The organism is Pedobacter frigidisoli, assembly GCF_032678525.1.
GTDB classification, from domain to species: Bacteria; Bacteroidota; Bacteroidia; order Sphingobacteriales; family Sphingobacteriaceae; genus Pedobacter; species Pedobacter frigidisoli_A.
The window spans coordinates 45,799-69,256 of record NZ_JAVTSE010000004.1 but is presented as its reverse complement, the minus strand read 5'-3'; the positions used below and the strand labels follow the sequence as shown (position 1 = coordinate 69,256).

The 23,458-nt window shown below is 39.9% G+C and carries 31 protein-coding genes; 2 read left to right on the top strand and 29 right to left on the bottom strand.

Annotation, left to right across the window (positions count from 1 at the left end; all coding sequences use genetic code 11):
• Positions 1–122: 122 nt before the first annotated feature.
• The 17 genes from rpsN to R2Q80_RS12165 form a co-directional block, all read right to left on the bottom strand.
• Entirely contained in the window at positions 123–392 is a 270-nt protein-coding gene (gene rpsN, locus R2Q80_RS12245; protein WP_010599897.1) for a 30S ribosomal protein S14, read from the bottom strand.
• The gene (gene rplE, locus R2Q80_RS12240; protein WP_047798769.1) at positions 392–958 is read right to left on the bottom strand and encodes a 50S ribosomal protein L5; all 567 of its coding nucleotides are present in this window, start codon (positions 956–958) and stop codon (positions 392–394) included. Before rplE ends, rpsN begins: the two co-directional genes overlap by 1 nt.
• Complete coding sequence (gene rplX, locus R2Q80_RS12235; RefSeq protein ID WP_047798770.1) at positions 958–1,296, bottom strand: 50S ribosomal protein L24; 339 nt, start codon at positions 1,294–1,296, stop codon at positions 958–960. Before rplX ends, rplE begins: the two co-directional genes overlap by 1 nt.
• Position 1,297: 1 nt before the next feature.
• The gene (gene rplN / locus R2Q80_RS12230) at positions 1,298–1,666 is read right to left on the bottom strand and encodes a 50S ribosomal protein L14 (protein WP_010599900.1); all 369 of its coding nucleotides are present in this window, start codon (positions 1,664–1,666) and stop codon (positions 1,298–1,300) included.
• Between the two features lies 1 nt (position 1,667).
• Positions 1,668–1,922, bottom strand: a complete 255-nt coding sequence (rpsQ, locus tag R2Q80_RS12225) for a 30S ribosomal protein S17 (RefSeq protein ID WP_010599901.1) — start codon at positions 1,920–1,922, stop codon at positions 1,668–1,670.
• A gap of 13 nt (positions 1,923–1,935) precedes the next feature.
• Complete coding sequence (rpmC, locus tag R2Q80_RS12220) at positions 1,936–2,148, bottom strand: 50S ribosomal protein L29 (protein ID WP_047798771.1); 213 nt, start codon at positions 2,146–2,148, stop codon at positions 1,936–1,938.
• A 72-nt stretch (positions 2,149–2,220) separates the two neighbouring features.
• A complete protein-coding gene (gene rplP / locus R2Q80_RS12215; RefSeq protein WP_010599903.1) occupies positions 2,221–2,643 on the bottom strand; it encodes a 50S ribosomal protein L16 in 423 nt (140 codons plus the stop codon).
• Between the two features lie 40 nt (positions 2,644–2,683).
• Positions 2,684–3,529: a 30S ribosomal protein S3 gene (rpsC, locus tag R2Q80_RS12210; RefSeq protein ID WP_316799885.1), complete on the bottom strand. Its 846-nt coding sequence runs from the start codon at positions 3,527–3,529 to the stop codon at positions 2,684–2,686.
• A gap of 7 nt (positions 3,530–3,536) precedes the next feature.
• Positions 3,537–3,896: a 50S ribosomal protein L22 gene (gene rplV, locus R2Q80_RS12205; RefSeq protein ID WP_047798773.1), complete on the bottom strand. Its 360-nt coding sequence runs from the start codon at positions 3,894–3,896 to the stop codon at positions 3,537–3,539.
• A 7-nt stretch (positions 3,897–3,903) separates the two neighbouring features.
• Positions 3,904–4,170, bottom strand: coding sequence for a 30S ribosomal protein S19 (gene rpsS, locus R2Q80_RS12200; RefSeq protein WP_316799884.1), 267 nt, complete (start codon positions 4,168–4,170; stop codon positions 3,904–3,906).
• The gene (gene rplB, locus R2Q80_RS12195) at positions 4,170–4,994 is read right to left on the bottom strand and encodes a 50S ribosomal protein L2 (RefSeq protein WP_316799883.1); all 825 of its coding nucleotides are present in this window, start codon (positions 4,992–4,994) and stop codon (positions 4,170–4,172) included. Before rplB ends, rpsS begins: the two co-directional genes overlap by 1 nt.
• Positions 4,995–5,014: 20 nt before the next feature.
• Positions 5,015–5,305, bottom strand: a complete 291-nt coding sequence (rplW, locus tag R2Q80_RS12190) for a 50S ribosomal protein L23 (protein ID WP_047798775.1) — start codon at positions 5,303–5,305, stop codon at positions 5,015–5,017.
• Position 5,306: 1 nt separating this feature from the next.
• Positions 5,307–5,936 carry a 50S ribosomal protein L4 gene (gene rplD, locus R2Q80_RS12185; RefSeq protein WP_113951794.1) on the bottom strand — a complete coding sequence of 210 codons (630 nt, stop codon included), beginning with the start codon at positions 5,934–5,936 and terminating at the stop codon, positions 5,307–5,309.
• 4 nt (positions 5,937–5,940) lie between these two features.
• Positions 5,941–6,558: a 50S ribosomal protein L3 gene (gene rplC, locus R2Q80_RS12180; protein ID WP_316799882.1), complete on the bottom strand. Its 618-nt coding sequence runs from the start codon at positions 6,556–6,558 to the stop codon at positions 5,941–5,943.
• A gap of 261 nt (positions 6,559–6,819) precedes the next feature.
• Complete coding sequence (locus tag R2Q80_RS12175; RefSeq protein WP_316799881.1) at positions 6,820–7,209, bottom strand: DUF1634 domain-containing protein; 390 nt, start codon at positions 7,207–7,209, stop codon at positions 6,820–6,822.
• Between the two features lie 3 nt (positions 7,210–7,212).
• A complete protein-coding gene (locus R2Q80_RS12170) occupies positions 7,213–8,046 on the bottom strand; it encodes a sulfite exporter TauE/SafE family protein (RefSeq protein WP_316799880.1) in 834 nt (277 codons plus the stop codon).
• 151 nt (positions 8,047–8,197) lie between these two features.
• On the bottom strand, positions 8,198–9,454 hold the full coding sequence (locus R2Q80_RS12165; RefSeq protein WP_316799879.1) for a prephenate dehydrogenase: 1,257 nt from the start codon (positions 9,452–9,454) through the stop codon (positions 8,198–8,200).
• Between the two features lie 172 nt (positions 9,455–9,626).
• On the opposite strand from R2Q80_RS12165, the gene R2Q80_RS12160 reads away from it, so the two are divergent.
• The gene (locus tag R2Q80_RS12160; protein WP_316799878.1) at positions 9,627–10,238 is read left to right on the top strand and encodes a hypothetical protein; all 612 of its coding nucleotides are present in this window, start codon (positions 9,627–9,629) and stop codon (positions 10,236–10,238) included.
• A gap of 89 nt (positions 10,239–10,327) precedes the next feature.
• Here the strand turns inward: R2Q80_RS12160 and R2Q80_RS12155 are convergent, their stop codons facing one another.
• The 4 genes from R2Q80_RS12155 to dgt form a co-directional block, all read right to left on the bottom strand.
• The gene (locus R2Q80_RS12155) at positions 10,328–11,218 is read right to left on the bottom strand and encodes a PorP/SprF family type IX secretion system membrane protein (RefSeq protein ID WP_316799877.1); all 891 of its coding nucleotides are present in this window, start codon (positions 11,216–11,218) and stop codon (positions 10,328–10,330) included.
• A 4-nt stretch (positions 11,219–11,222) separates the two neighbouring features.
• On the bottom strand, positions 11,223–11,729 hold the full coding sequence (locus R2Q80_RS12150) for a gliding motility-associated C-terminal domain-containing protein (protein ID WP_316799876.1): 507 nt from the start codon (positions 11,727–11,729) through the stop codon (positions 11,223–11,225).
• Positions 11,730–11,733: 4 nt separating this feature from the next.
• Positions 11,734–13,941, bottom strand: a complete 2,208-nt coding sequence (locus R2Q80_RS12145) for a hypothetical protein (protein WP_316799875.1) — start codon at positions 13,939–13,941, stop codon at positions 11,734–11,736.
• Between the two features lie 241 nt (positions 13,942–14,182).
• Positions 14,183–15,526, bottom strand: a complete 1,344-nt coding sequence (gene dgt, locus R2Q80_RS12140; protein WP_316799874.1) for a dGTP triphosphohydrolase — start codon at positions 15,524–15,526, stop codon at positions 14,183–14,185.
• Between the two features lie 155 nt (positions 15,527–15,681).
• Here dgt and R2Q80_RS12135 point away from each other — a divergent pair, with 155 nt between their 5' ends.
• A complete protein-coding gene (locus R2Q80_RS12135; protein WP_316799873.1) occupies positions 15,682–16,047 on the top strand; it encodes a hypothetical protein in 366 nt (121 codons plus the stop codon).
• Between the two features lie 343 nt (positions 16,048–16,390).
• Here the strand turns inward: R2Q80_RS12135 and R2Q80_RS12130 are convergent, their stop codons facing one another.
• From R2Q80_RS12130 to R2Q80_RS12095, 8 genes are all read right to left on the bottom strand, one after another.
• Positions 16,391–16,633 carry a hypothetical protein gene (locus R2Q80_RS12130; protein WP_316799872.1) on the bottom strand — a complete coding sequence of 81 codons (243 nt, stop codon included), beginning with the start codon at positions 16,631–16,633 and terminating at the stop codon, positions 16,391–16,393.
• A gap of 122 nt (positions 16,634–16,755) precedes the next feature.
• The gene (locus tag R2Q80_RS12125; protein WP_316799871.1) at positions 16,756–16,986 is read right to left on the bottom strand and encodes a hypothetical protein; all 231 of its coding nucleotides are present in this window, start codon (positions 16,984–16,986) and stop codon (positions 16,756–16,758) included.
• 96 nt (positions 16,987–17,082) lie between these two features.
• On the bottom strand, positions 17,083–17,388 hold the full coding sequence (rpsJ, locus tag R2Q80_RS12120; RefSeq protein WP_008244591.1) for a 30S ribosomal protein S10: 306 nt from the start codon (positions 17,386–17,388) through the stop codon (positions 17,083–17,085).
• A gap of 138 nt (positions 17,389–17,526) precedes the next feature.
• Complete coding sequence (gene fusA, locus R2Q80_RS12115; RefSeq protein WP_316799870.1) at positions 17,527–19,641, bottom strand: elongation factor G; 2,115 nt, start codon at positions 19,639–19,641, stop codon at positions 17,527–17,529.
• A gap of 125 nt (positions 19,642–19,766) precedes the next feature.
• On the bottom strand, positions 19,767–20,234 hold the full coding sequence (gene rpsG, locus R2Q80_RS12110; RefSeq protein WP_047798788.1) for a 30S ribosomal protein S7: 468 nt from the start codon (positions 20,232–20,234) through the stop codon (positions 19,767–19,769).
• A 17-nt stretch (positions 20,235–20,251) separates the two neighbouring features.
• Entirely contained in the window at positions 20,252–20,665 is a 414-nt protein-coding gene (gene rpsL, locus R2Q80_RS12105; RefSeq protein ID WP_010599925.1) for a 30S ribosomal protein S12, read from the bottom strand.
• A 454-nt stretch (positions 20,666–21,119) separates the two neighbouring features.
• Positions 21,120–21,341 (bottom strand): VF530 family protein, encoded by a 222-nt coding sequence (locus R2Q80_RS12100; RefSeq protein ID WP_316799869.1) that lies wholly within the window; start codon positions 21,339–21,341, stop codon positions 21,120–21,122.
• A gap of 113 nt (positions 21,342–21,454) precedes the next feature.
• On the bottom strand, positions 21,455–23,440 hold the full coding sequence (locus R2Q80_RS12095; RefSeq protein ID WP_316799868.1) for a M1 family metallopeptidase: 1,986 nt from the start codon (positions 23,438–23,440) through the stop codon (positions 21,455–21,457).
• Positions 23,441–23,458 lie beyond the last annotated feature (18 nt).

Genomic DNA, 23,458 nt, shown 5'->3' with positions numbered 1-23,458 from the left:
TGCTACCCAGCTGTGGGACCTGCTATCGGTTAAAATTCTTTTTAGCGTACATAGACATAAGTATCAGGTATCAAGAAACCAATTGGTCTTGACACCTGATACTCAGTACCAGTTACTTTATATTACCAAGATGCTTTTTTAACACCTGGTATTTTACCGTCTAGTGCCATCTGGCGGAACGTTACCCTTGAAATACCAAAGGTACGCATGTATCCACGTGGACGACCAGTTAATTTACAACGGTTGTGTAAACGTACCGGAGATGAGTTTTTAGGTAATTTATCTAAACCCTCGAAATCTCCTGCAGCTTTTAAAGCTGCACGTTTTTCAGCGTATCTAGCTACCAATTTTTGGCGCTTAACTTCGCGTGCTTTTACACCTTCTTTTGCCATTATTCTGCAGTTTTTTGATTTTTAAATGGTAAGCCGAATTGTTTCAATAACTCAAGCGCCTCAACATCAGATTTTGCCGAAGTTACGAAAGTTATATCCATCCCTAAAATTTTATTGATTTTATCGATATTAATCTCAGGGAAAATGATTTGTTCAGTAACACCTAAGGTGTAGTTACCTTTTCCATCAAATCCTTTATCATTGATACCTTTGAAATCGCGAATACGTGGCAAAGCTACAGAAATTAAACGATCTAAAAACTCATACATGTTATTATCACGTAATGTTACACGCACACCTACCGGCATACCTTTACGCAATTTAAAGTTTGAGATATCTTTTTTAGACTGTGCCGGAACCGCTTGCTGACCAGTAATGGTAGTCAACTCAACGATTGTGGTATCCATAATCTTTTTGTCAGTAACAGAAAAACGACCAACACCCTGATTGATACAGATTTTTTCCAATTTTGGAACCTGCATTACAGTTTTGTACTGAAATTTTTCTTTCAATGCATTTACAACTTCTTCTTTGTATTTGCTTTTTAATCTTGGTGTAGTAGCCATTATTTAATTTCCTCCCCTGATATTTTAGCCACTCTAACTATTTTACCATCAGCGTTTAGTTTACGACCAACGCGGGTAGCTTTACCAGATTTTGGATCAACCAACATCAGGTTAGAAATGTGAAGAGCAGCCTCTTTTTTAATAATACCACCGTTTGGATTTGCAGCATTTGGTTTAGTATGTTTAGATACTAAGTTAATGCCTTCTACAATGGCTCTGTTTTTATCTATTTGTACTGAAAGTACTTTTCCTTGTTGACCTTTTGAATCGCCAGCAATTACTTTAACTAAATCTCCAGTGCGGATTTTAAGTTTTGGTGTATTTACTTTGTTTCCCATTTTATAATACCTCCGGTGCTAATGATACAATTTTCATGAATTGTTTTTCACGTAGTTCTCTCGCAACCGGGCCAAAGATACGTGTACCTCTTGGCTCATCCTGTGCGTTCAATAATACAGCAGCATTATCGTCAAAACGGATATAAGAACCATCTTTACGACGGATTTCTTTTTTAGTTCTTACAACAACTGCTTTAGAAACTGTACCTTTTTTAATGTTACCTGACGGTAAAGCGCTTTTTACGGTAACAACTACTTTATCACCAATTGAAGCATAACGTTTGCCGGTTCCACCAAGCACGCGAATTACTAATACTTCTTTTGCGCCGCTGTTATCAGCAACGTTTAATCTTGATTCCTGTTGTACCATCTTATTTAGCTCTTTCTAAAATTTGTACCAATCTCCAGTTCTTGTTTTTACTCAAAGGACGAGTTTCCATGATTAATACTGTATCACCGATACCGCACTCATTTTTCTCATCGTGAGCCATAAATTTGGTAGTTTTCTTCACGAACTTACCATAAATTGGGTGTTTTACTTTACGCTCAACGCTCACCACAACAGATTTATCCATCTTGTTGCTTACCACTAACCCAGTTCTTGTTTTTCTTAATTGTCTTTCCATGTCGACTATCAAATTATTTAGTTTCAGTAGCTACTTCAGTGTTTTTCACTTGAGTCAACTGCGTGTTTAAACGGGCTATGTCTTTCCTTACTTTAGCAATGCGTGAAGGATTTTCGATAGCTGAAATAGTGTGAGCGAACTTTAATTTTGACAAGTTCTCTGTTTCTTCCGCAATCTTAGCTACTAATTCTTCTTTTGAAAGCCCTGTGATTTCTGAATTTTTCATTTTTCTTTTCTTTTACGTTGAGTGTAGCGGTTATAATAAACAAGTATTTACAACATTCACCTCAACACTTTACTATGCTTCTACGTAATCCCTACGTACTACGAATTTGGTTTGGATTGGTAATTTCTGCGCTGCTAAACGTAATGCTTCTTTAGCAACTTCTAAAGGCACACCTTCAGCTTCGAAAATTACACGTCCAGGTCTAACAACTGCTACCCAATATTCAGGAGCACCTTTACCTTTACCCATACGTACCTCAGCAGGTTTTTTAGTTACTGGTTTGTCCGGGAAAATTCTGATCCATACCTGGCCTTCACGTTTCATGAAACGCGTTACGGCGATACGGGCAGCCTCTATCTGGCGACTTGTGATCCAAGTTGCTTCTAAAGATTTGATACCGAAAGATCCGAATGCCAATTCAGCTCCACGAGAAGCTAAACCTTTCATTCTGCCTTTTTGCATCTTCCTGAACTTCGTTCTTTTTGGCTGTAACATTTTATTTTGTTCTAATCGTTAAACGATGTTAATAAATCAATTATTTACGAGGACCTCTGTTAGCGCCTGCGCCACCACCTCTGTTTGCACCACCCTGGCCTGGACCACGACCACCGCCTTGGTTTCCACCACGTCTGTCGTTACCACCGCCACGGTTATCTCTTCCGCCACCGCGGTTATCTCTTCCACCGAATGCTGGTTTGTCTGATGCGCCTTTTGGACCGTTGTTTGTTGAACCAATGTTTGGAGACAAATCACGCTTTCCATAAACTTCACCTTTACAGATCCATACTTTAACGCCGATTTTACCATAAGTGGTTAAAGCTTCAGCTAAAGCATAGTCGATATCAGCACGGAATGTATGCAAAGGCACTCTTCCTTCTTTGTATTGCTCAGTACGTGCCATCTCAGCACCACCTAAACGACCAGAAGTCATGATTTTAATACCTTCAGCACCCATACGCATTGTTGATGCAATAGAAGATTTCATTGCTCTACGGAATGAGATCCTTGCTTCTAATTGTTTAGCAACACCTTCTGCAACTAATTGTGCATCAAGTTCCGGGCGTTTAATCTCGAAGATGTTAATTTGAATTTCCTTTTTAGTCAATTTCTTTAACTCTTCTTTGATTTTATCAACCTCAGCACCTGCTTTACCGATTACGATACCTGGACGCGCTGTGTGGATTGTTACCGTGATACGTTTTAACGTACGCTCGATAACCACTTTAGCAACGCCGCCTTTAGCGATACGAGCAGAAAGGTATTTTCTTATTTTCTCATCTTCAACTAATTTATCGGAGTAGTTGTTGCCACCGAACCAGTTAGAATCCCATCCTTTGATAATTCCTAATCTGGCACCTATTGGATTTGCTTTTTGTCCCATTTCCTAATTAGTTTTGAGTTGTTTCTGTAATTTTACTATCTACAATCAGCGTAACGTGGTTAGAACGCTTGCGAATTCTATATCCACGGCCTTGAGGTGCCGGACGTAAACGTTTAAGTTGACGACCACCATCTACCATAATTGTTTTAACAAATAGCTCACTTCCATCAGAAGTTTTACCATTTTTAGCTTCCCAGTTGTTAATTGCAGATAATAATAATTTCTCAACTCTTATTGCTGCTTCTTTGTTGGTAAACTTTAAAACGCTTAATGCTTTTTCTACACGTTCACCTCTGATAAGATCTACAACCAAACGCATCTTGCGCGGTGAGGTTGGACAATTGTTTAATTTTGCTATTGCTTCCATTGTCTAATTATTTTTTCTTTTCAGCGTGTCCTCTGAATGTTCTGGTTGGAGCAAATTCTCCCAACTTGTGACCAACCATGTTTTCTGTTACGTACACAGGGATAAATTTATTACCATTGTGTACTGCAAATGTATGACCTACGAAATCTGGTGAGATCATTGATCTACGAGACCAAGTTTTGATTACAGTTCTTTTGCCTGAATCATTCATAGAGTTAACTTTTTTCTCTACGTTATGGTCAATATAAGGTCCTTTTTTTATCGAACGAGCCATTATTTCTTCCTTCTCTCTATGATGTAACGATTAGAATATTTTTTAAGTTCTCTGGTTTTGTAGCCTTTAGCTAATACACCATTTCTTGAACGTGGGTGACCACCTGATGATCTACCTTCACCACCACCCATTGGGTGATCTACTGGGTTCATCGCTACCGGTCTGGTTCTCGGACGACGGCCCAACCAACGTTTACGACCTGCTTTACCTAATACTTCGTTAGCATGATCTGAGTTAGATACAGCACCGATAGTAGCAAGACAAGTAGTCAGGATTAAACGGGTTTCGCCTGAAGGCATTTTCAAAGTAGCATATTTACCATCGCGGGCAGCTAATTGTGCGTAAGCACCTGCACTACGAGCTAATTGTGCTCCTTTTCCAGGGTGAATTTCCACGTTGTGGATAATTGAACCTAATGGAATGTTCGATAATTTTAAAGTGTTACCTACTTCAGGAGCTGCTTTATCGCCCGATAATATTACCGAACCAACTTGCAAACCTTCCGGAGCAATGATATAACGCTTCTCGCCATCTGCATAGTGTAATAATGCGATGCGGGCAGTACGGTTTGGATCGTATTCAACAGTAGCTACTGTTGCAGGAATATCGAATTTATCGCGTTTGAAGTCGATTAAACGATACGATTTTTTATGACCACCACCCATGTAGCGCATAGTCATTTTACCTGTATTGTTACGTCCACCAGACTTTTTTGATGATACAACCAATGATTTTTCGGGCTTGGTTGCTGTAATCTCCGTAAAACTAGCACCAACTCTGAAGCGGGTACCTGGAGTAACTGGTTTAAATTTTCTTAAGCCCATAGTTATAATTAATTATTAAATTAAAGAGTTGCGTAATAATCTATTGTTTCGCCGTCTTTCAACGTTACGATTGCTTTTTTGAATTTCGGGCTACGGCCAGAAACAAAACCTGCTTTAGTGTAACGAGATTTCGCTTTCCCATCAACAACCATTGTGTTAACTGCAACGATGGTTACACCGTACAATTTCTCAATAGCCGCTTTAATCTGGATTTTGTTAGCCTTGTGGTTAACAGCGAATGTGAAACGGTTAGATTTTTCAGTTAAAGCTGAAGCTTTTTCGGTTAATATTGGTTTTTTTAAAATTTCCATATTACTTGGCAAATGCCTCCTCCAAAGTTTTAACAGAATCTGCAGTTAACACAAGTACACCAGCATTTAATACATCATAAGTATTTAAATCTGCTGCCGAGATTACTTTAGTTTTCTGAACGTTTCTGCTTGATAAATAGATATTATTATTTTGTGCAGGTAAAACCAATAAAGTTTTTTGAGTACCTACGTTTAACGCAGCCAATAAACTTGTATAGTTTTTAGTTTTAGCTGTATCGAAGTTGAAATCTTCTAAAACTACCACGTTGTTATCTTTTGCTTTATAAGCTAAAGCAGATTTACGTGCTAATGATTTTAATTTCTTATTCAATTTAAAGCTATAATCACGTGGCTGAGGACCGAAAACACGACCACCACCGTTGAATAACGGAGATTTAATGCTTCCTGCACGTGCACCACCTGTACCTTTTTGTTTGTATAGTTTACGGGTAGAACCAGCAATCTCATTACGTTGTTTAGATTTGTGAGTACCTTGACGTTGGTTAGCCAAATACTGTTTTACATCTAAATAAATCGCGTGGTCGTTAGGTTCGATACCAAATACCGATTCAGGAAGTTGCACCTTGGCACCTGTTTCTTTACCTGAAATGTTTAATACTTTAACTTCCATCTGATTACTTGTCTAAGATTACGTATGAACCTTTAGCTCCTGGAACGGAACCACTAACTACTAATAAGTTTTGATCAGCATAAACTTTCAAAATTTGTAAATTCTGAACTTTTACTCTGTCTCCACCTGTTCTTCCAGCCATGCGCATTCCTTTGAATACACGTGAAGGGAATGATGACGCACCCAGTGAACCTGGCGCACGTAAACGGTTGTGCTGACCGTGAGTCTGCATACCAACACCACTAAATCCGTGGCGTTTCACAACACCCTGAAAACCTTTACCTTTAGAGGTACCTACAACATCAACAAAATCACCTTCTGCGAATGCATCAACAGTTACTACATCACCTAAATTAAGTGAAGCTGTAAATGAATCAAATTCTACCAGTTTGCGTTTTGGAGTTGTGTTCGCTTTAGCGAAATGGCCTTTTAACGGTTGAGTTGTGTTTTTCTCTTTAGCCTCATCGTATCCTAACTGGATAGATGAATAACCGTCTTTTTCTTCGGTTTTTACCTGTGTAACTACACAAGGCCCAGCTTCGATTACAGTACAAGGAATGTTTCTTCCTTCTGCATCGAAAATACTGGTCATTCCTACTTTTTTTCCAATAATTCCTGACATTTTATCTTTTCTTTTTAACACCCATCGAAGCAGTAGGGCTTCGTTCAAGGTGGTTGTTCAATCCCCCGAAAGGGACGGCAAAGATAGACAAGAATTATTAATTTTCAAATAGTTAGCGAAATATTTTCCAACTATTTTTGATTTTTTTTTATCGATGTTGAAGCGATCATAATTTCATCCCTGAAAATGTGCATTTAGGGCAAAATTATGAGGGTTTTAAAATAAATTGCTGATATAATGGAGTTTAAGATTAATTACAGGTTAATGTGCCAATCCACCACTCAAACTTATGGTTATGATAGTTAAGATGATAAAACCGATGAGCACATACAGGTAGTCCTTCTCTATAAAAAAGCTAATAATGGCGAAGATAATCCGGGCTATAGGTGTGAAAATCAGCATCAATATACCAAACTGAATGATGGCATCACCCTCCAGGGAAGGAATTCCTTTAAATATTTTAATAATAGAAGAAAACTTTGCAAGCTCAGGTTTAAACACCCTGTAATCGGTAAGTGAACCTTGATTGTGAAAAAGAAAAATGAAACCTCCAACCAGTACAATAGCCATCGATATCACCACTCCGGCACGAAGCATGGTTCCTAAAATGACCTGAATATCTTTATCTTCTAAGTTTTTATCTTGTCTCATCACTTATAAGCCGCTAATCCCTTTGTAAATCATCTGCAAAGCAAGAAAGGTAACTACTACCGCAAAAACAATTTTTAGTTTATCGGTTTTAACTTTTAACAACAGCTTGGAGCCCAAAGTTGCGCCGGTTAATACACCGATGCAAACCGGCATTGCGATACCGGGATCGATCTGCCCGCGATGCAGGTATACCACTGCACTTGCAGCCGCAGTTACCCCCATCATAAAATTACTCGTTGTAGTAGACACCTTAAACGGGAGGCGCATAATGTTGTCCATTGCAATAACCTTCAATGCACCACTTCCTATTCCCAGTAAACCGGAAAGTGTACCCGCGAATAACATCATCGAAAAACCTGCAGGTATATGTTTCACAGCGTATTCATGTGTAATGCCCTTATCCGGATAGGTTCCGTTTAGATTGAAGAATTTTGCCCACTTATCGCTTCTATCCAATGTACTGTGATCTACTTTTTTCTTAAGCGTCATTACTGCAGAGAAAATAAGGATACACCCGAAAATGATGGCAATATAACTTGCATTGAGATACACGGCAACAATGGCACCGCACACGGCTCCAACGGTAGTCGCAATTTCAAGAAACATTCCTATCCTGATATTCGTAATTCCTTCTTTAACATATGCTGCTGCCGATCCGGATGAGGTAGCGATGACGGAAACAATTGAAGCGCCTATAGCATAATGGATATCAACACCTAAAACAAGTGTAAGCAGGGGGATGATGATAACCCCACCTCCCAAACCAGTAAGAGAACCTAATAAACCCGCTAATAGCGAACCTAATAAAACGATTAGGGTAAACAGCAATACCGACATGCTGGCAAATATAACTTACGCGTTTGGGGTTAACGAACAATTAGGCGAATAAAATAAAGTCTATATATCATATGGGAAACCTAATTCCGTAAGCAGTAGATGTCCCCTGCAAACCAGCATAAGTTGTACGGTTTTAAGCAAAAAACCCCGTCTATTTACCTAACCTTTTGATCATTTCAGCACTTAAATCCCTTCCATCATTTAAGCGGTTGGCAAAGAAAGATTTTGCCGCTTCGAAATGGGCTTTATAACCATTCAAATCTCCATAACCGATAATTGAGGCCCACTCATGTACGGCTGTATGGAATTCCAGGTCATCACCTCTGATAGACTTATCGTAAAGCGCGGTAATAATTGATTCCTCCAGCATGGATGCGTTTTTAAACAGATATTCAGCAATGCCCAGGCGCAATTTAAACGGCGGAGTTTGACAGATCAGGTTATCATATGGGTTAACCCCCATTTTGTACCAGGCATAAACCATGCTCAATAAACTCAGATGAGAGTTTGGCTTGAGTTTATGGTCGGCATCAGATAGGCTAAATTCTTTCATGATATTGTCGTCAAGCAGAAGAAGCTGCCGGCTTTCGTGAAAAACGAAATCCCTTGCCGCATAAATCTTTTCCCGGAATTCGGTTTCGTTTTCACAAATCATCAGCTTAAATAACTCAGATTCTGCCTGCGCATAATACTTTACCTGTTTCTGGGCATAAGGATTTAAAATGGCCAGACCGGCATAGATGTGCGACTTATAGCTAAAAATCCTAAGGGTAGTTAAAATTTTCACATTGTCTATTCCACCGGCATAAGCAGGGTTATCCCAGGGGAAAAATCCAGCGTTCTTCCAGGCCGACCCCATACTTTCGAAACCCATGTGGGTAACCGCCTGTGTATCCGCTACAATCCTGTCATGCTCCCTGTAATCATCCATTTCGATAATGTTTGACTTCAAGGATTTATAAACTTCCAGCGCTTTGATATACACTTCGTCTGTTGCCCTATGGCGAACCACCACTAAAGTCTGCCCTTCCGGACTAAATGCAGGTCCATGTAAAGAATGACAGGTAACGATTTGAGTATCCTGTGGAAGATGTTTTTCAAATGCGGCAATTTCAGGATGTTTAACGGATGTTTGACCAGAAACAATGGCGCCAAACTTTGTTGAACGCGCAAAACTGGATACTACCTCATCAATATTTTCAGCTTCTACGCAGTAGATGATAAAGTCGGATTTTCTTGCAACTTCATGTCCATCGATTAATACTTCGATACCCTTAGGTTCCAGTTCATTTTTCAGATCAGTAAACCGCAATGGCATGTCTGCCCCGCATACTTTATAACCAGCGTTTACAAACGAAACGGCATACAACTTACCCATGTCGCCTAAACCGATAATTCCTATTTGCATGAGGCAAATGTAATCTATCGCGAATTAAATTATAATAAAAGTTACATAAAAGTGTTAATCTATAGATTATATGAAATCATTTTTATCGATTTGATAATGAATTTACCAAATTAGATTAGTTGAGGATTGGATAAAAATGTAGTTTTACAATTTAACACCTATTATTTAAACTATGCAGACACTTAAACCTACCCTTTTGTTTTTAGGGGCTATGCTGTTTTTAAACGTTGCGTTTGGGCAAGCTAAGCAAGACACATCGAAAAACACTGATCCATCTTTAAATGGACAGTATGAGTTCATGTTGAGAAAATCGAAAAGTTTGTATGGCGCAAGGCTGATCAATCCTACCCGACTATCATCTTTATGGAAAAGTGTTAATGATACGCTGAGGAAAGAACGCAGGGAACTTCAGGTAGCCAGACAGGAAATTAAAACACAAACAGATAACATAGCCGTTTTAAAAGGTGAAGTTTCAGGGAAAGAGAATTCATTGGCCAGCGCAAATGCTTCAGTAAATGAAATCAAATTTTTGGGTATTTCGTTTAATAAAGGAACCTACAACACCATAGTGTGGGCGTTGATCATTTTACTAGCTGTTGGGCTTGCCATCGTAATTATCCAATCGGGAAAATTTAGAAAAGAGGCTACCTACCGGACTCAGCTTTACCAGGAAGTAGCTGACGAGTTTCAGGCACACAAAGTTAAGGCAAAAGACAAAGAGATGAAACTTGCGCGCGAGCTTCAGGATGAGCGCAATAAATGGGATGACGCCCGTGGAAGATAAAAACCTTTAGGCCTATTGATTTTTAACAAGCTTGTCGGAAACCCTCTATATCAACGGGCATCCGAGAAGCTTTTTTTTTAAAAATAACGCTATTGTGTTTTGAAACTATATTTCAACCCTACCTCGAACTCACCGTTACTATAACTCTGCATTTTTGAGGTATTGGTAGTATACTGTAATAATAACGAAAACTGTTTTTGGTAATTTATTCCAAACCCACCAGTGAAGCTGTTTGTACTGTGGTAGATTCCATTGAACATGAGTTTATCTTGCAGAAACTGAAAATTGATACCTGCATCAAAAATTCCATCGTAGTTTTGTACACCCCGATAAACCAACTTGGGCTCTATTGAGCTTAACACTTTATCTGTAGTAAATCTATATCCGGCCGCGAAGAAATATATAGACCGGTCAACTACGTTTCTGATGGCATCTCTTTTGAATAATCGCTTGAGATTTGGCAAAGAGCCCTGGAGGGTTAGGTTTGAATTTCTGTAAGCCATCCCGAAATCTCCATCCAGATATAGTCTGCGGTCGTTAAAACTGGTTAGTACATCATCGCTCAGGTCGCCCTGAGCTTTGCTGACATTTACATTTTCATTCATCACTCCGGCAGATAACCCAAAATCGAGGTAGCTGGACTGACCTCCCAGCGGCAAGTGGTAAGCGTAACTTACAGTGGCCCGAAATCTGTTTATTATCCCTGCGGTTTCGTTATATATCAATGCACCTAATCCAACTTTGTTGTTGGACAAGCCATAATCTGCAGTCAGGTATTGCATTCTGGGTGCGCCTTCCATTCCAACCCATTGTGCTTTCAGGGCAGCATTGAGGTTGAGGTTATTATCTAAACCTGCCATTGCGGGATTTGCTAAAAACTGATTCTGGAAATAGATACTGCCCATGGGGTTAAGCTGGGCGATTGCTGACGAGCAAACCAATAACAACATCCCACTTAAAAATATGCTAATCTTTCTCACGTTGTTATTTTTTATATAAAATTGAAATAAAACCTTTGATGGTGCCACTTTCGCCTAAATCAAGCAGATAATAATATGTATCTTCAGCCAGCGGGTTTCCATTTACATATCCATCCCAGTTATTCTGGTAATTAGTAGTTGCATAAAGCATGCGTCCTCCCCTATCGAAAATTGTAAGTTTGGCCGCAGGGTATTTCTCAATTCCCTTTACTACGAAATAATCATTTTTCCCATCACCATTTGGCGTGAGAATATTGTTGACTATAGCTACATTGGCAGTAGTTTCGATGACCAGGAAGGGCTGAAGAAATCCCTGTGTTAAGCTCACTGTACTGGCTTGAAAGGTTTGTACCAATACCATTTCGCCAATGCTAAAATCATAAAGCTGATTATTTATTTTAGCAGAACCATTTGCCGCATTTACAGAATAAGGCAAGCTCTGCCCCTGTACCTCAGTGGCTAAATATCCCCATATAAATGGAATAATAAACAAATAACAGATGTTCTTCATATCGTTAGTTTAAAGAGATCCAGGATGTACCATCGCTTTGAATGGTTAGCGTTCTATTGCCCGTTATGGTTGTGATATTGGTGTCATCATTTAAGGTCACCGGATTATTAAAGGTGATGTTGCCTGACGACAATGCCTTCACAATAACGTAAATACGTCCTTTGCAGGTTGATGCAGCAGGAAGATTGATATTAACAGCAGCGGCAGTATTTTTTACCCGAACGGTATAATGACTCGCATCCAGAGATAATGTACCTGCAGTAGTATAGGTAAGAATACTGGCTGAAACCGAACCATTAATATTTAATGAACTTGTATTGGCCGGCGAAGAGGTTGCAGCGCTTGCGGCAGAAGATCCATTGATGATAAGGGAACCACCATCTGTTGAGAATGTTCCCTGAATTAGCGGATAAGATGTATTTGAATTGGCAATGACCAGTGTATTGTTTGATGATGTAAGTGTGTTTCCCGCATTGCTGCCGATAAATACATTTCCACTACCACTATTTTTTGATCCGGCTGCATAACCTAGTGCGGTATTGTTGTCACCATTACTGGCCTCGAGCGCTATGCTTCCTATAGCTGTGTTGGCCACTCCCGTACCGTTAGCCATTAGGGCATGTGTACCGAAAGCTGAATTGTTAGAACCAACCGTATTGATTAAAAGCGACTGTGAACCAAAACCGCTATTGTTAATTCCACTGAAACTTCTTTGCAGTACCATGTATCCAAAAGCACTATTTTCATACCCCGATATGTTCAATGAGAGCGCCTCTCTTCCGAATGCGCTATTATAGAATCCCGATATGTTTGAGGTAAATGTTTTGTAGCCGTAGGATATGTTATTTTCAGAAGAATTACCTAACCGGCCAGATTTTTGGCCGTTCACCAGAAAGTTGATTGCAACATCATCTGTATTGCCTAAAAAGTTATTTGTTTGGTCAACATTACCCGTATTTCCCCTGAGCGCCCATGCATTTGCATTTGCAAATAATGTCCTGCTAATGAGTTCTGGTTTTCCAGTAGTGGCATTAGTGATATAAACCTTATTTGCATCACTTACACCATCTGTTGTTAGCTTAGCAAGCGTAACGGTTGCATCAGCCAGTTTAGATGTTACTACTGCATTATCTGCTAATTTAACCGTGGTTACTGCACCAGCATTTATATCGATCACAACGTCTTTCAGCAAAGCCGTAGAACCATTTGCACTAATGCTTAAATCGGTAGATGACAAAGATTTCGCACCTGCCAGCTGAGCAACGTCTAAAGTTACCGGGATCCATGTGGTTCCATTATACAAAAGTACCTGGTTATTGGAGGGCGTAGCGGCAGATAAACTAATGCCCTGCAAGCTGGCAATCGTTGGATTGGGATAATTACCTGTTAAATCTCCACCTGCTACCCCGGTTGATGGCCCCACCGGACCTGTGTCGCCCTTATCCCCTTTGTCACCTTTGTCACCTTGTACGCCCGCTATTCCTTGTATACCCTGTGGTCCAGTTGCACCTGTATCACCCTTAGGGCCCTGTGCGCCTGTGGCACCGGCAACACCAGGAATACCTTGTGGCCCAGTCGCCCCTGTCGTACCTGTATCACCCTTTACTCCCTGGGCACCTGTTGCTCCTGTAGCACCGGCAATACCGGGAACACCTTGCGGACCAGCAGGGCCAGTTGCGCCCGTTGCACCTGTATCACCCTTTACTCCCTGTGGACCTGCCGCTCCGGCAGCACCGGCAACTCCAGGAGCACCTTGCGGACCAACCGGGCCGGTCGCTCCAGTATCGCCTTTTTGCCCTGTGGGACCATTTGCAGCATAAAGTGCATAAGGTACACTCAATAATTGTGCTGTTCCGGCTAATGTGAAATTAGTTCCATTTTCCGGATCTATTTCAACTTTGATGTATTTTAGCCCTGTTCCCCAGGTCACCCCTGCGATGGTACCAGTTGCAGAAGAAGCCCCACTTCCACCTATAGCAATCGAATAAAGTCCGAGAGTATTTGTTGTAACAGACCTCACTTCAACATATTGAACATTCCCGGTGGCGGATGCATCGAGGATGCTCAACCGAATAGCAATATTTTTATTGATTAAAGGAGTACCGTTTGCATTCCGGGCCGCACCCTGATAATTAAATTGTTGAGGAGCCTGGGCCCGTACGAACATCGCCAAGCCAAGACTTAGCAAAGCAGTAAGTAAAAGTTTTTTCATGAATAGGGATAAGATCTAAAGTGTTGCGGCCTGATGCATCCTGGCAAGCCACAACTCTCAAATCTAATAATTAGTATACCCCTGTATCTCCGTTTTACACGAAAGCACTAATTTATTATACTGTTCAACATTAAATTACTTATAATCAATGTAATAAAAAATAATACATTTGATAAATTTTACACAAAGTGACAATTATCAAAACAAAAAATTATAAACAATCTAATCTTAACTAAAAGATCTAGGTTTCTGAAGGAAATGATATTCCTTTAATATTTCTATATAAATCGACTGCATACAGGTCTGTCATACCCGATACGAAATCCAATACACTTTGCGTCCTTGCATAGCTATCAGGCAAATCAGTATGGTATTGTTTAGGGATAAGTTTGACTAATTTTTTGTAATAATGAGTATTATTATGAATAAGGGCCGGGACAAATTCTTCCAGCAGACCTGCCATAATCTTATATCCGGCTACCTCTTTCTGAATCACTGAAGAGAAATTATAGATGCGTTCGATCGACACTTTTTCTATGGCTTTCCAAGCCGTCAGATAGGGTTCAGGGATCAGATCAGTAAGGCTTTTGTTCAAAGAACCTCTAAGTAAACTTTCCTGTTCCCGGTAGAAGATACCGGCACAAATATTTGTTAAAGTATTAATTGCTTTAGCCCTTAACAAACCAACTTTCGCATCATCGTCTTCATAATCATTTTTCAACCTATCCTCTATCGTATTGGAATTGGCAAAAGGCAGCAGGTAATTTTTCACCTCTTCAAAAGATAAAATCTTTAAACGATGGGCATCTTCAAGGTCAATGATACTGTAACAAATATCATCAGCTGCCTCTACTAAATAAACTAAGGGATGCCGTTTGTATATCAAATATTCATTTTCTTCCCTTTCAAGATGAAGTTCTGCTGCTATTTTCTTAAAAGTCTCTTCTTCTGACTGAAAGAAACCATATTTTTTACGATGTAAAATACCCTTTTGGTTACCAGCAATTGATGCGCAAGGATATTTTGCTATTAAAGCTAATGTAGAATATGTGAGGGCATAGGCATCATTTCCTTTACCTTTGAGGGGATGGGTTAATATCCGGATTGCATTTGCATTACCTTCAAAGTTTATCAGGTCGTGCCACTGTGCTTCGGTCATCTCCTTCTGGTATGCTTTTCCATCACCGTCGGTAAAATAGCGTGAGATCGCTGCTTCACCAGAATGCCCGAATGCGGGATTACCCAAATCGTGGGCCAATGCCGCCGCTGCAACAATGTTGCCGACTTCAGTTATTAAAGGAACTGATTTAACGAGCGAGGGGTCTTTCTCTTCAACGGTATTTAAAAAAATATTCGCCATTGACCGTGCCACGCTCGCCACCTCCAGGCTATGGGTTAGCCGGTTATGCACAAATACGCTTCCCGGTAATGGAAACACCTGAGTTTTATTTTGCAATCGCCTGAAAGGTGAAGAAAAAATGAGGCGATCATAATCTCTTTGAAAATCAGATCTTGCTTTATCGCGGTCACCTGTCCAACTTTCCTGCCCAAACCTTTTATTAGAAAGCAAATATTTCCACTCCATTTATATATTCCTGTATTAAATCTGCCGCCAAGTTAAGCAAAAGGGAAAAAAAGCAAGACAATTATTTGAGTGTATATTACTACTTTGTGATACTACACTCATTATTAAACAGAAACCATTTCCTCACTATGCTGTTATTAATATAAAGAACGGTTATGAAAACGAGTGCATATAATAAAGAGGAACATTTAGAGGGCTATGTGGGTAATGGAGCCGAGAAAAGCGAGCCTTCGGATGTTCAAAAGGCTTATGAAGCCGGAAATGATACTAATAAAGTAAATAGTTTTGGAAAAGATCCGGATCAAATGATTGCCGGAAATGCTGCTGCAAGAGATGGTTACGATAATTCGGGTACCCAGGGAAGGGACTCGTTAAGTGATGATGCATACCATAGCGAAGATCATCATCCAACAGTTGAAAGTGCGGAAAGTCATACCGGAAGTTCGGGTGATGATTTCAAGGGGCGTCCTGCTGATATTAGTGAGGAAGATGAGAATCATGCGCTGAATACAGGGATATAATGTGACAGTAGCTTCTGCCATTTCAGCAAATACAGTGGATCAATACCATCATGCATGATTTAGTGTAACACTGGACCAGGATTAAGCATACGGAGCGAATTGACATAAATCAATAAATATATCCGGCTGAATTGAAAGATTTGCGATATATTTTTCGACTTTTGTGATCAACTCAGGATACGCGACAAAAATTAAACTCCGGTTCATCATAACTAAACGATTTGAGGGCATCAGCTGCTCACTTAAAAAACTAGTTGTGGAATTCTGATCTATTTCCATCTACCGGAAATTCATTACTCGTTAAACAGGTAATGTTGATTACAGACATTACCTGTTTAATATATTAAAGATGGTTACCCCCAACACCACGATTTTCATCTCTGCTTCGGTTGGCAATATCTTCATCCTGACTGAGGTTTTTATTTTTTAGGTGTTGATTAACATTCTCCTCAGCTTTTTCTGATGGATCGGTTTCAGGCTCATCTTTGCGCTTTACTTCAGGCAGTTTATGTCCATAAGTAGCTTCTCCATTATCCCATTCTATTCCATCATCCATATGTTGCTTATTAACATTATCCTTATTCATATCGGTATTTTTTCAGTGCTATCTATTTACTAAACAGTAAATTGATTAAAAATGTTTCTAATATTATTCGGAAGGATGTCAAGGGAATAAACAAAAATGAGGCTGAAATAATACCTTTCTAACTAGATTCCCTTCTCCTGATCCACGCCATTGGTACTATCGACATCTTTTTTGCTCGAGCCATTATCATCCCTTTTACGAGGTGGATTCTCCATTCTGCTCTCTTCAAGTTCTGAGAAATCGCTTCCTTTCTGGTTTGCTACCTCTCCATGTGATGAAGGTTTTTTCTTGTCGTCGTGACTGTGATCGGCAAAGTCTTGCCCTTCCACTGGTAGATTTTCGTTCGTTGTCATACTAGACAAACCCAGTAGATACGTTTTTGTTTCTAAAATTTAAGCACAAAAAAAGTCCCGGCTTTCACCGGGACTTTTCAATTCATTTAAATCAAGTTATACTTTGATTTCAACTTCAACACCGCTAGGTAATTCAAGTTTCATTAAAGCATCAACTGTTTTAGAGTTAGAGCTATAAATATCCAACAAACGTTTGTAAGCGCATAATTGGAACTGCTCTCTGGCTTTTTTGTTTACGTGTGGAGAACGTAATACAGTAAAGATTTTTTTCTCTGTAGGAAGTGGAATTGGTCCACTTACAACTGCACCCGTAGGTTTAACAGTTTTTACGATTTTCTCAGCAGATTTATCTACCAGGTTGTAATCGTAAGATTTTAATTTAATTCTGATTCTTTGGCTCATCTTATTTTTAATTATGATTCCCTGTTAGAGCTATTAACAACAGGAACCGGATTTATCATTTTTAGTATCAAGATTAAAGTATCGAGTATCAAGATTGAAAATCCGTCTTGATACTTGATACTAAATACTTGCGACTAATTAGTCTTCTGACTTAATTCTACCTTTAGATTTAGCGATTACTTCGTCCTGAACGTTTTTAGGCGCCGGCTCGTAGTGATCGAATTCCATTGTAGAAGTTGCACGGCCTGAAGTGATGGTACGTAACTGAGTTACATAACCGAACATTTCCGAAAGTGGAACCAAAGCTTTGATTACCTGAGATCCGTTACGGGTATCCATACCTTGTAACTGACCACGACGACGGTTCATATCACCGATAACATCACCCATGTTTTCTTCAGGGGTTAAGATTTCGATTTTCATGATTGGCTCCATCAACGCAGGTTTACATTTAGGTAAAGCTTCACGATATGCCATACGGCCCGCAAGCTCGAATGATAAAGCATCTGAATCGACTGCGTGGAATGAACCATCAATCAAACGTACTTTCATATCAGGAAGTGGATAACCCGCTAGTACACCGTTAGACATTGCAGATGCAAAACCTTTCTCAACTGAAGGGATGAATTCACGGGGAATTGAACCACCTACAATTTCGTTTACGAATTGCAAACCACCTTTTTCATAATCGGCATCAATTGGTGAAATCACGACTTTAATATCCGCGAATTTACCACGACCACCAGATTGTTTTTTGTAAACTTCACGGTGTTCAGCTGTACCAAAAATTGCTTCTTTGTAAGCTACTTGTGGCGCACCTTGGTTAACCTCTACTTTAAACTCACGTTTTAAACGGTCGATCAGGATATCTAAGTGAAGCTCACCCATACCAGAAATTACAGTCTGACCAGTTTCCTGATCTGTTTGTACCCTGAAAGTAGGATCTTCTTCAGCTAATTTAGATAAACCCATACCTAATTTATCAACGTCAGCCTGAGTTTTAGGCTCAATAGCTAAACCGATAACCGGCTCAGGGAATACCATTGATTCAAGAACGATCGGGTGTTTTTCATCACAAAGTGTATCACCTGTTTTAATATCCTTGAAACCTACTACCGCAGCAATATCACCGGCACCTACGTTAGGAATTGGGTTTTGCTTGTTGGCGTGCATCTGGAAGATACGGGAAATACGCTCTTTACTTTCTGAACGTGTGTTATAAACGTAAGAACCAGCTTCTAAGTTACCTGAATAAACACGGATGAAACATAAACGACCTACGAAAGGATCGGTAGCGATTTTAAATGCCAATGCTGCAAATGGTTCTTGTTCTGATGGCTTCAATAAAACCTCAGCATCAGTGTTAGGGTTAGTACCAACTACACCTTCAGAATCTAAAGGCGAAGGCAATAACTCCATCACATAATCCAACATGGTTTGTACACCTTTGTTTTTGAAAGATGAACCACAAACCATAGGAACGATTTTAGCATCTAACACAGCTGCACGTAATGCATCCAGAATTTCACGCTCAGTAATTGAGTTTGGATCTTCGAAGAATTTCTCCATCAAAGTCTCATCGTAATCAGCAACTGATTCCAACAATTTCTCTCTCCACTCAGCAACTTCATCCAACATATCCTCAGGAATAGGCACTTCTGTAAAGGTCATCCCTTTATCGTGCTCATTCCAAACGATACCACGGTTGTTGATTAAATCAACCACACCTTTAAATGCATCTTCAGAACCGATAGGTAATTGCAAAGGAACTGCATTACTACCTAACATATCTTTAACTTGTTTAACAACTTTTAAGAAGTCGGCTCCTGAACGGTCCATTTTGTTAACGAAACCGATACGGGCAACATTATAGTTGTTAGCTAAACGCCAGTTGGTTTCAGATTGAGGCTCAACACCATCAACTGCAGAAAACAAGAATACCAAACCATCCAATACACGTAACGAACGGTTTACCTCTACGGTAAAATCCACGTGACCTGGTGTATCGATAATGTTGATGTGGTATTTGCTACCGCGGTAGTTCCAGTTTACTGTTGTAGCAGCAGAAGTAATGGTAATTCCACGCTCTTGCTCTTGTGCCATCCAGTCCATTGTTGCAGCACCTTCGTGTACTTCACCAATTTTATGACTAACACCAGCATAATAAAGAATACGCTCAGTTGTGGTAGTTTTACCAGCATCGATGTGAGCCGCGATTCCAATATTTCTTGTAAATTTTAAATCTCTTGCCATGTTGTTTTTTGATTCTCTGATTTTAAACGATTACACCGATTATAAAGTACAATCGGTGCAATCTATCTAATCAGTATAATCTTCTAATTAAATCTGTGTAATCTTACTAATTTGTAAATAAACTACTAGAAACGGAAGTGAGAGAACGCTTTGTTAGCCTCAGCCATTTTATGCGTATCTTCTTTCTTCTTAACAGCAGCACCTTCACCTTTAGCAGCAGCTACGATTTCACCAGCTAATTTCTCTTTCATCGTTTTTTCACCACGACGACGAGCATATAAAATTAACCATTTCATACCTAAAGCTGTTTTACGCTCTGGTCTAACCTCAGTTGGAACCTGGAAGTTAGCACCACCAACACGACGAGATTTAACCTCTACAGCTGGCATAATGTTAGTTAAAGCGCGTTTAAATATCTCTAGTCCGTTTTCACCAGCTTTTTTCTCAGCGATTTCAACAGCATCATAAAAAATTGCGTAAGCGATAGATTTCTTTCCATCGTACATCATATTGTTTACAAAACGAGTTACCTGAACGTCATTGAATTTTGGATCAGGAAGAATAATTCTCTTTTTTGGTTTTGACTTTCTCATTTCTTATTTCCTCCCGATTATTTCTTTTTACCTTTTGCAGGTGCAGCAGCTGCCTGACCTGGTTTAGGACGTTTAGTACCATATTTCGAACGACGTTGGTTACGACCAGCAACGCCTGATGTATCTAATGCACCACGGATGATGTGGTAACGTACACCTGGTAAATCTTTAACACGACCACCACGAATCAAAACGATTGAGTGTTCTTGCAAGTTGTGACCTTCTCCAGGAATGTAAGCATTCACCTCTTTACCGTTCGTTAAACGAACACGGGCTACTTTACGCATTGCTGAGTTTGGTTTTTTAGGGGTAGTGGTGTACACACGTGTACATACACCTCTTCGCTGTGGACAGCTGTCCAACGCTGGAGACTTACTCTTGAACTCCAGTGCTACTCTACCTTTTCTAACTAATTGTTGAATAGTTGGCATTGTGCTTTTTTATGTTTTTTATTAAAAATTTACCGCTCCCCCGGCACCCTTTCAGATAGCCTATAAAACGGACTGCAAAAGTAGAACAATTCTTTTTATAAATCAAGGGGTTAGGAGAAAAAATTTGATACGGATACTTTTAAGATCAAGCGCGTAACAGTTCGCCCGGATATCGGCCAGTTAGCGACTGTTTTAAGCTTTGTCAATTCAAAAAGTGTCCTGGCAGTGGGTTTAAGCACATTTTAATGGCAAAAAGCGGATTAAAAGGGGTGTCACATGGGTTTCAAATGGGTTTTCTTCGCTTTTACCCAAATGAAACCCAAGTAATGTCCAAGGAAAACCCAAGAAAAAACCAAGCGAGTTACCCCCTACGGTACTACGACGATACTACGAATTTACCGGATAGGCCGAACTGAATTAAGAGGTTTCCTGAAGTATTAATCTAACTGGAACTTTACGAATGAAAAGTATCCACGAACAAATCCTCTACTTTCTTCCGCGCCCAGGGCATTCTGCGTAAAAATTTAAGACTTGATTTTATGGTCGGGTTACTGTTAAAACAATCAATTCGGATCAAGCTTCCTAATTTTTCCCACCCATAATAAACATGTAAATCGGTAACGATCTTTTCCAGTGTAATTCCGTGAAGTGGATTGTTTTTCTGCTGCTCGGCCATGGAGCAAAGTTAAGTTAAACCGGTGTAAATTTGATTACAAACAATAAAAAAACCGCAGATGATCAGATTTTGATTAAATCCGATAATCTGCGGCTAGACTAAAATTCTTATTTTTAGTTTCCTGCGGTCCAGGTATTGTTATCCGGATTTGAATCAGGCAAAACCTTATTAGGGTCTAAAGTAACTGAAACCACTTCTTCTGTTGTTGGATAGCGCACTAACCAAGTGGTATTTTTCATCCATACATCTACAGGTATTTTAATGATATCTGTTTTTCCACTTTTGGTTTTAACCTGAAGGATAACCGGCATTGGCATCTTTTCAAGATTGGCTACTGTAATGTTGTAACCGGTAATTGCATCATTGCTTTTCACTATGTCAACTTTGGAAATTGCCTGATCCATTTTCCAGCTGTTTAAAAACCAGCTCCTCCAGAACCATGCTAAATCCTCTCCTGCACCGTTTTCCATCGAGCGAAAAAAGTCGAAAGGGGTTGGGTGTTTGAAAGCCCAGTTTTTAATATACTGACGAAAGGCATAATCAAAACGGTCTTCACCCAGGATCTGCTCTCTTAAAAGATCCAGACCCCACCCTGGTTTGCTATAAAGATTCACACCAATATTTCTTTCAATCATTCCATCAGGCATTTGCATGATGTTTTCGTAAACCGGATTACCGATTACTGATTTACCAATCCTATTCATATCGGCGGGACGTTCAGCATATTCTCCTTTATTGAAGTTCTTAGAGGAGATGCCGTTAATGAAAGTATTAAAACCTTCATCCATCCAGCCATATTTACGTTCATTAGAGCCCACTATCATCGGGAACCAGGTATGGCCAAACTCATGATCAATAACACCCCATGCACTGCCACTCTTTGCTTTCCATCCACAAAAAACAATACCCGGATATTCCATACCCCCAATATTGGTAGCCACGTTTACTGCCATAGGATATGGATATTCGAACCATTTTGTAGAATAATGCTCGATGGTCGATTTTACATATTCAACACCACGGCCATAAGCATCGGTACCGTTACTTTCTACAGGTTGAGCAGAAACTGCCAGTGATTTTTTACCACTTGGCAAATTAATACGTGCTGCATCCAATACGAAAGATTTTGACGATGCCCAGGCTGCATCACGCGCATTTAAAATTTTAAACTTCCAGGTCAGTTTATCCTTTGACGGACGAGAAGACGGATCGGTCACTTCGGCTTCAGTTCTAATGTGTACCGTGGCATCGCTTGCTTTAGCAGCATTCCAGCGTTGCAATTGAGTAGCAGTGAAAACTTCCTGAGGATTGAGTAATTCTCCTGAGCCCATAACAATATGACTTGCTGGGGCAGTAATGGCAAAATTGATATCGCCATATTCGCAGTAAAATTCTCCTCCGCCCCAATAAGGCAATGTATTCCATCCAATTACATCATCATATACGCACATACGTGGAAACCATTGCGCAATTGCATAGATCTCTCCGTTCTTTGTAGTCAAATGACCCGTTCTGTCCGACCCTTCCTTAGGCACAATATATGAATACTCTAGTTTTACCGTTACCAGGTCGCCATTAGCAGCCAGGGGCTGATCTAAGCGGATCTGCATCCTGGTATCTTCTACCAAAGAAGTGAACTTCACCGGCGCAGCTTTTTGCAGCACGGTAATCTTCCCGATTTTGTATCCACCATCAAACTTTTCACCTTGCGCACCATATCGGCTTCGGGCAGGAGTAATCATTTTACCTCTGGAATCCTCCTTGAAAGTATTCTGATCAAGTTGTAGCCATAAGTAAGGTAATTTATCAGGACTATTGTTTTTATAAGTGATGGTTACTGTTCCTGTAACCGAACTTTTGGTTTCATCCAGGTCAGCAGTTATATTATAATCTACTCTGTTTTGCCAGTATTTCGGCCCGGGTGCACCAATTGCTGAGCGAAATTCATTGCCATTCTGAGTATAAAACAGCGGACCAAATGCTTCTACAGGATTGTAATTTGTGGGAGTTGTTGCAGGTTGCGCAGCTTGTTGGGCATTTGCGGAGAAAGCAAAAGCACAACACGACAAACACAAACCTATCAGGTTAGTTATTTTCATGATAATAATAAGGGTTTA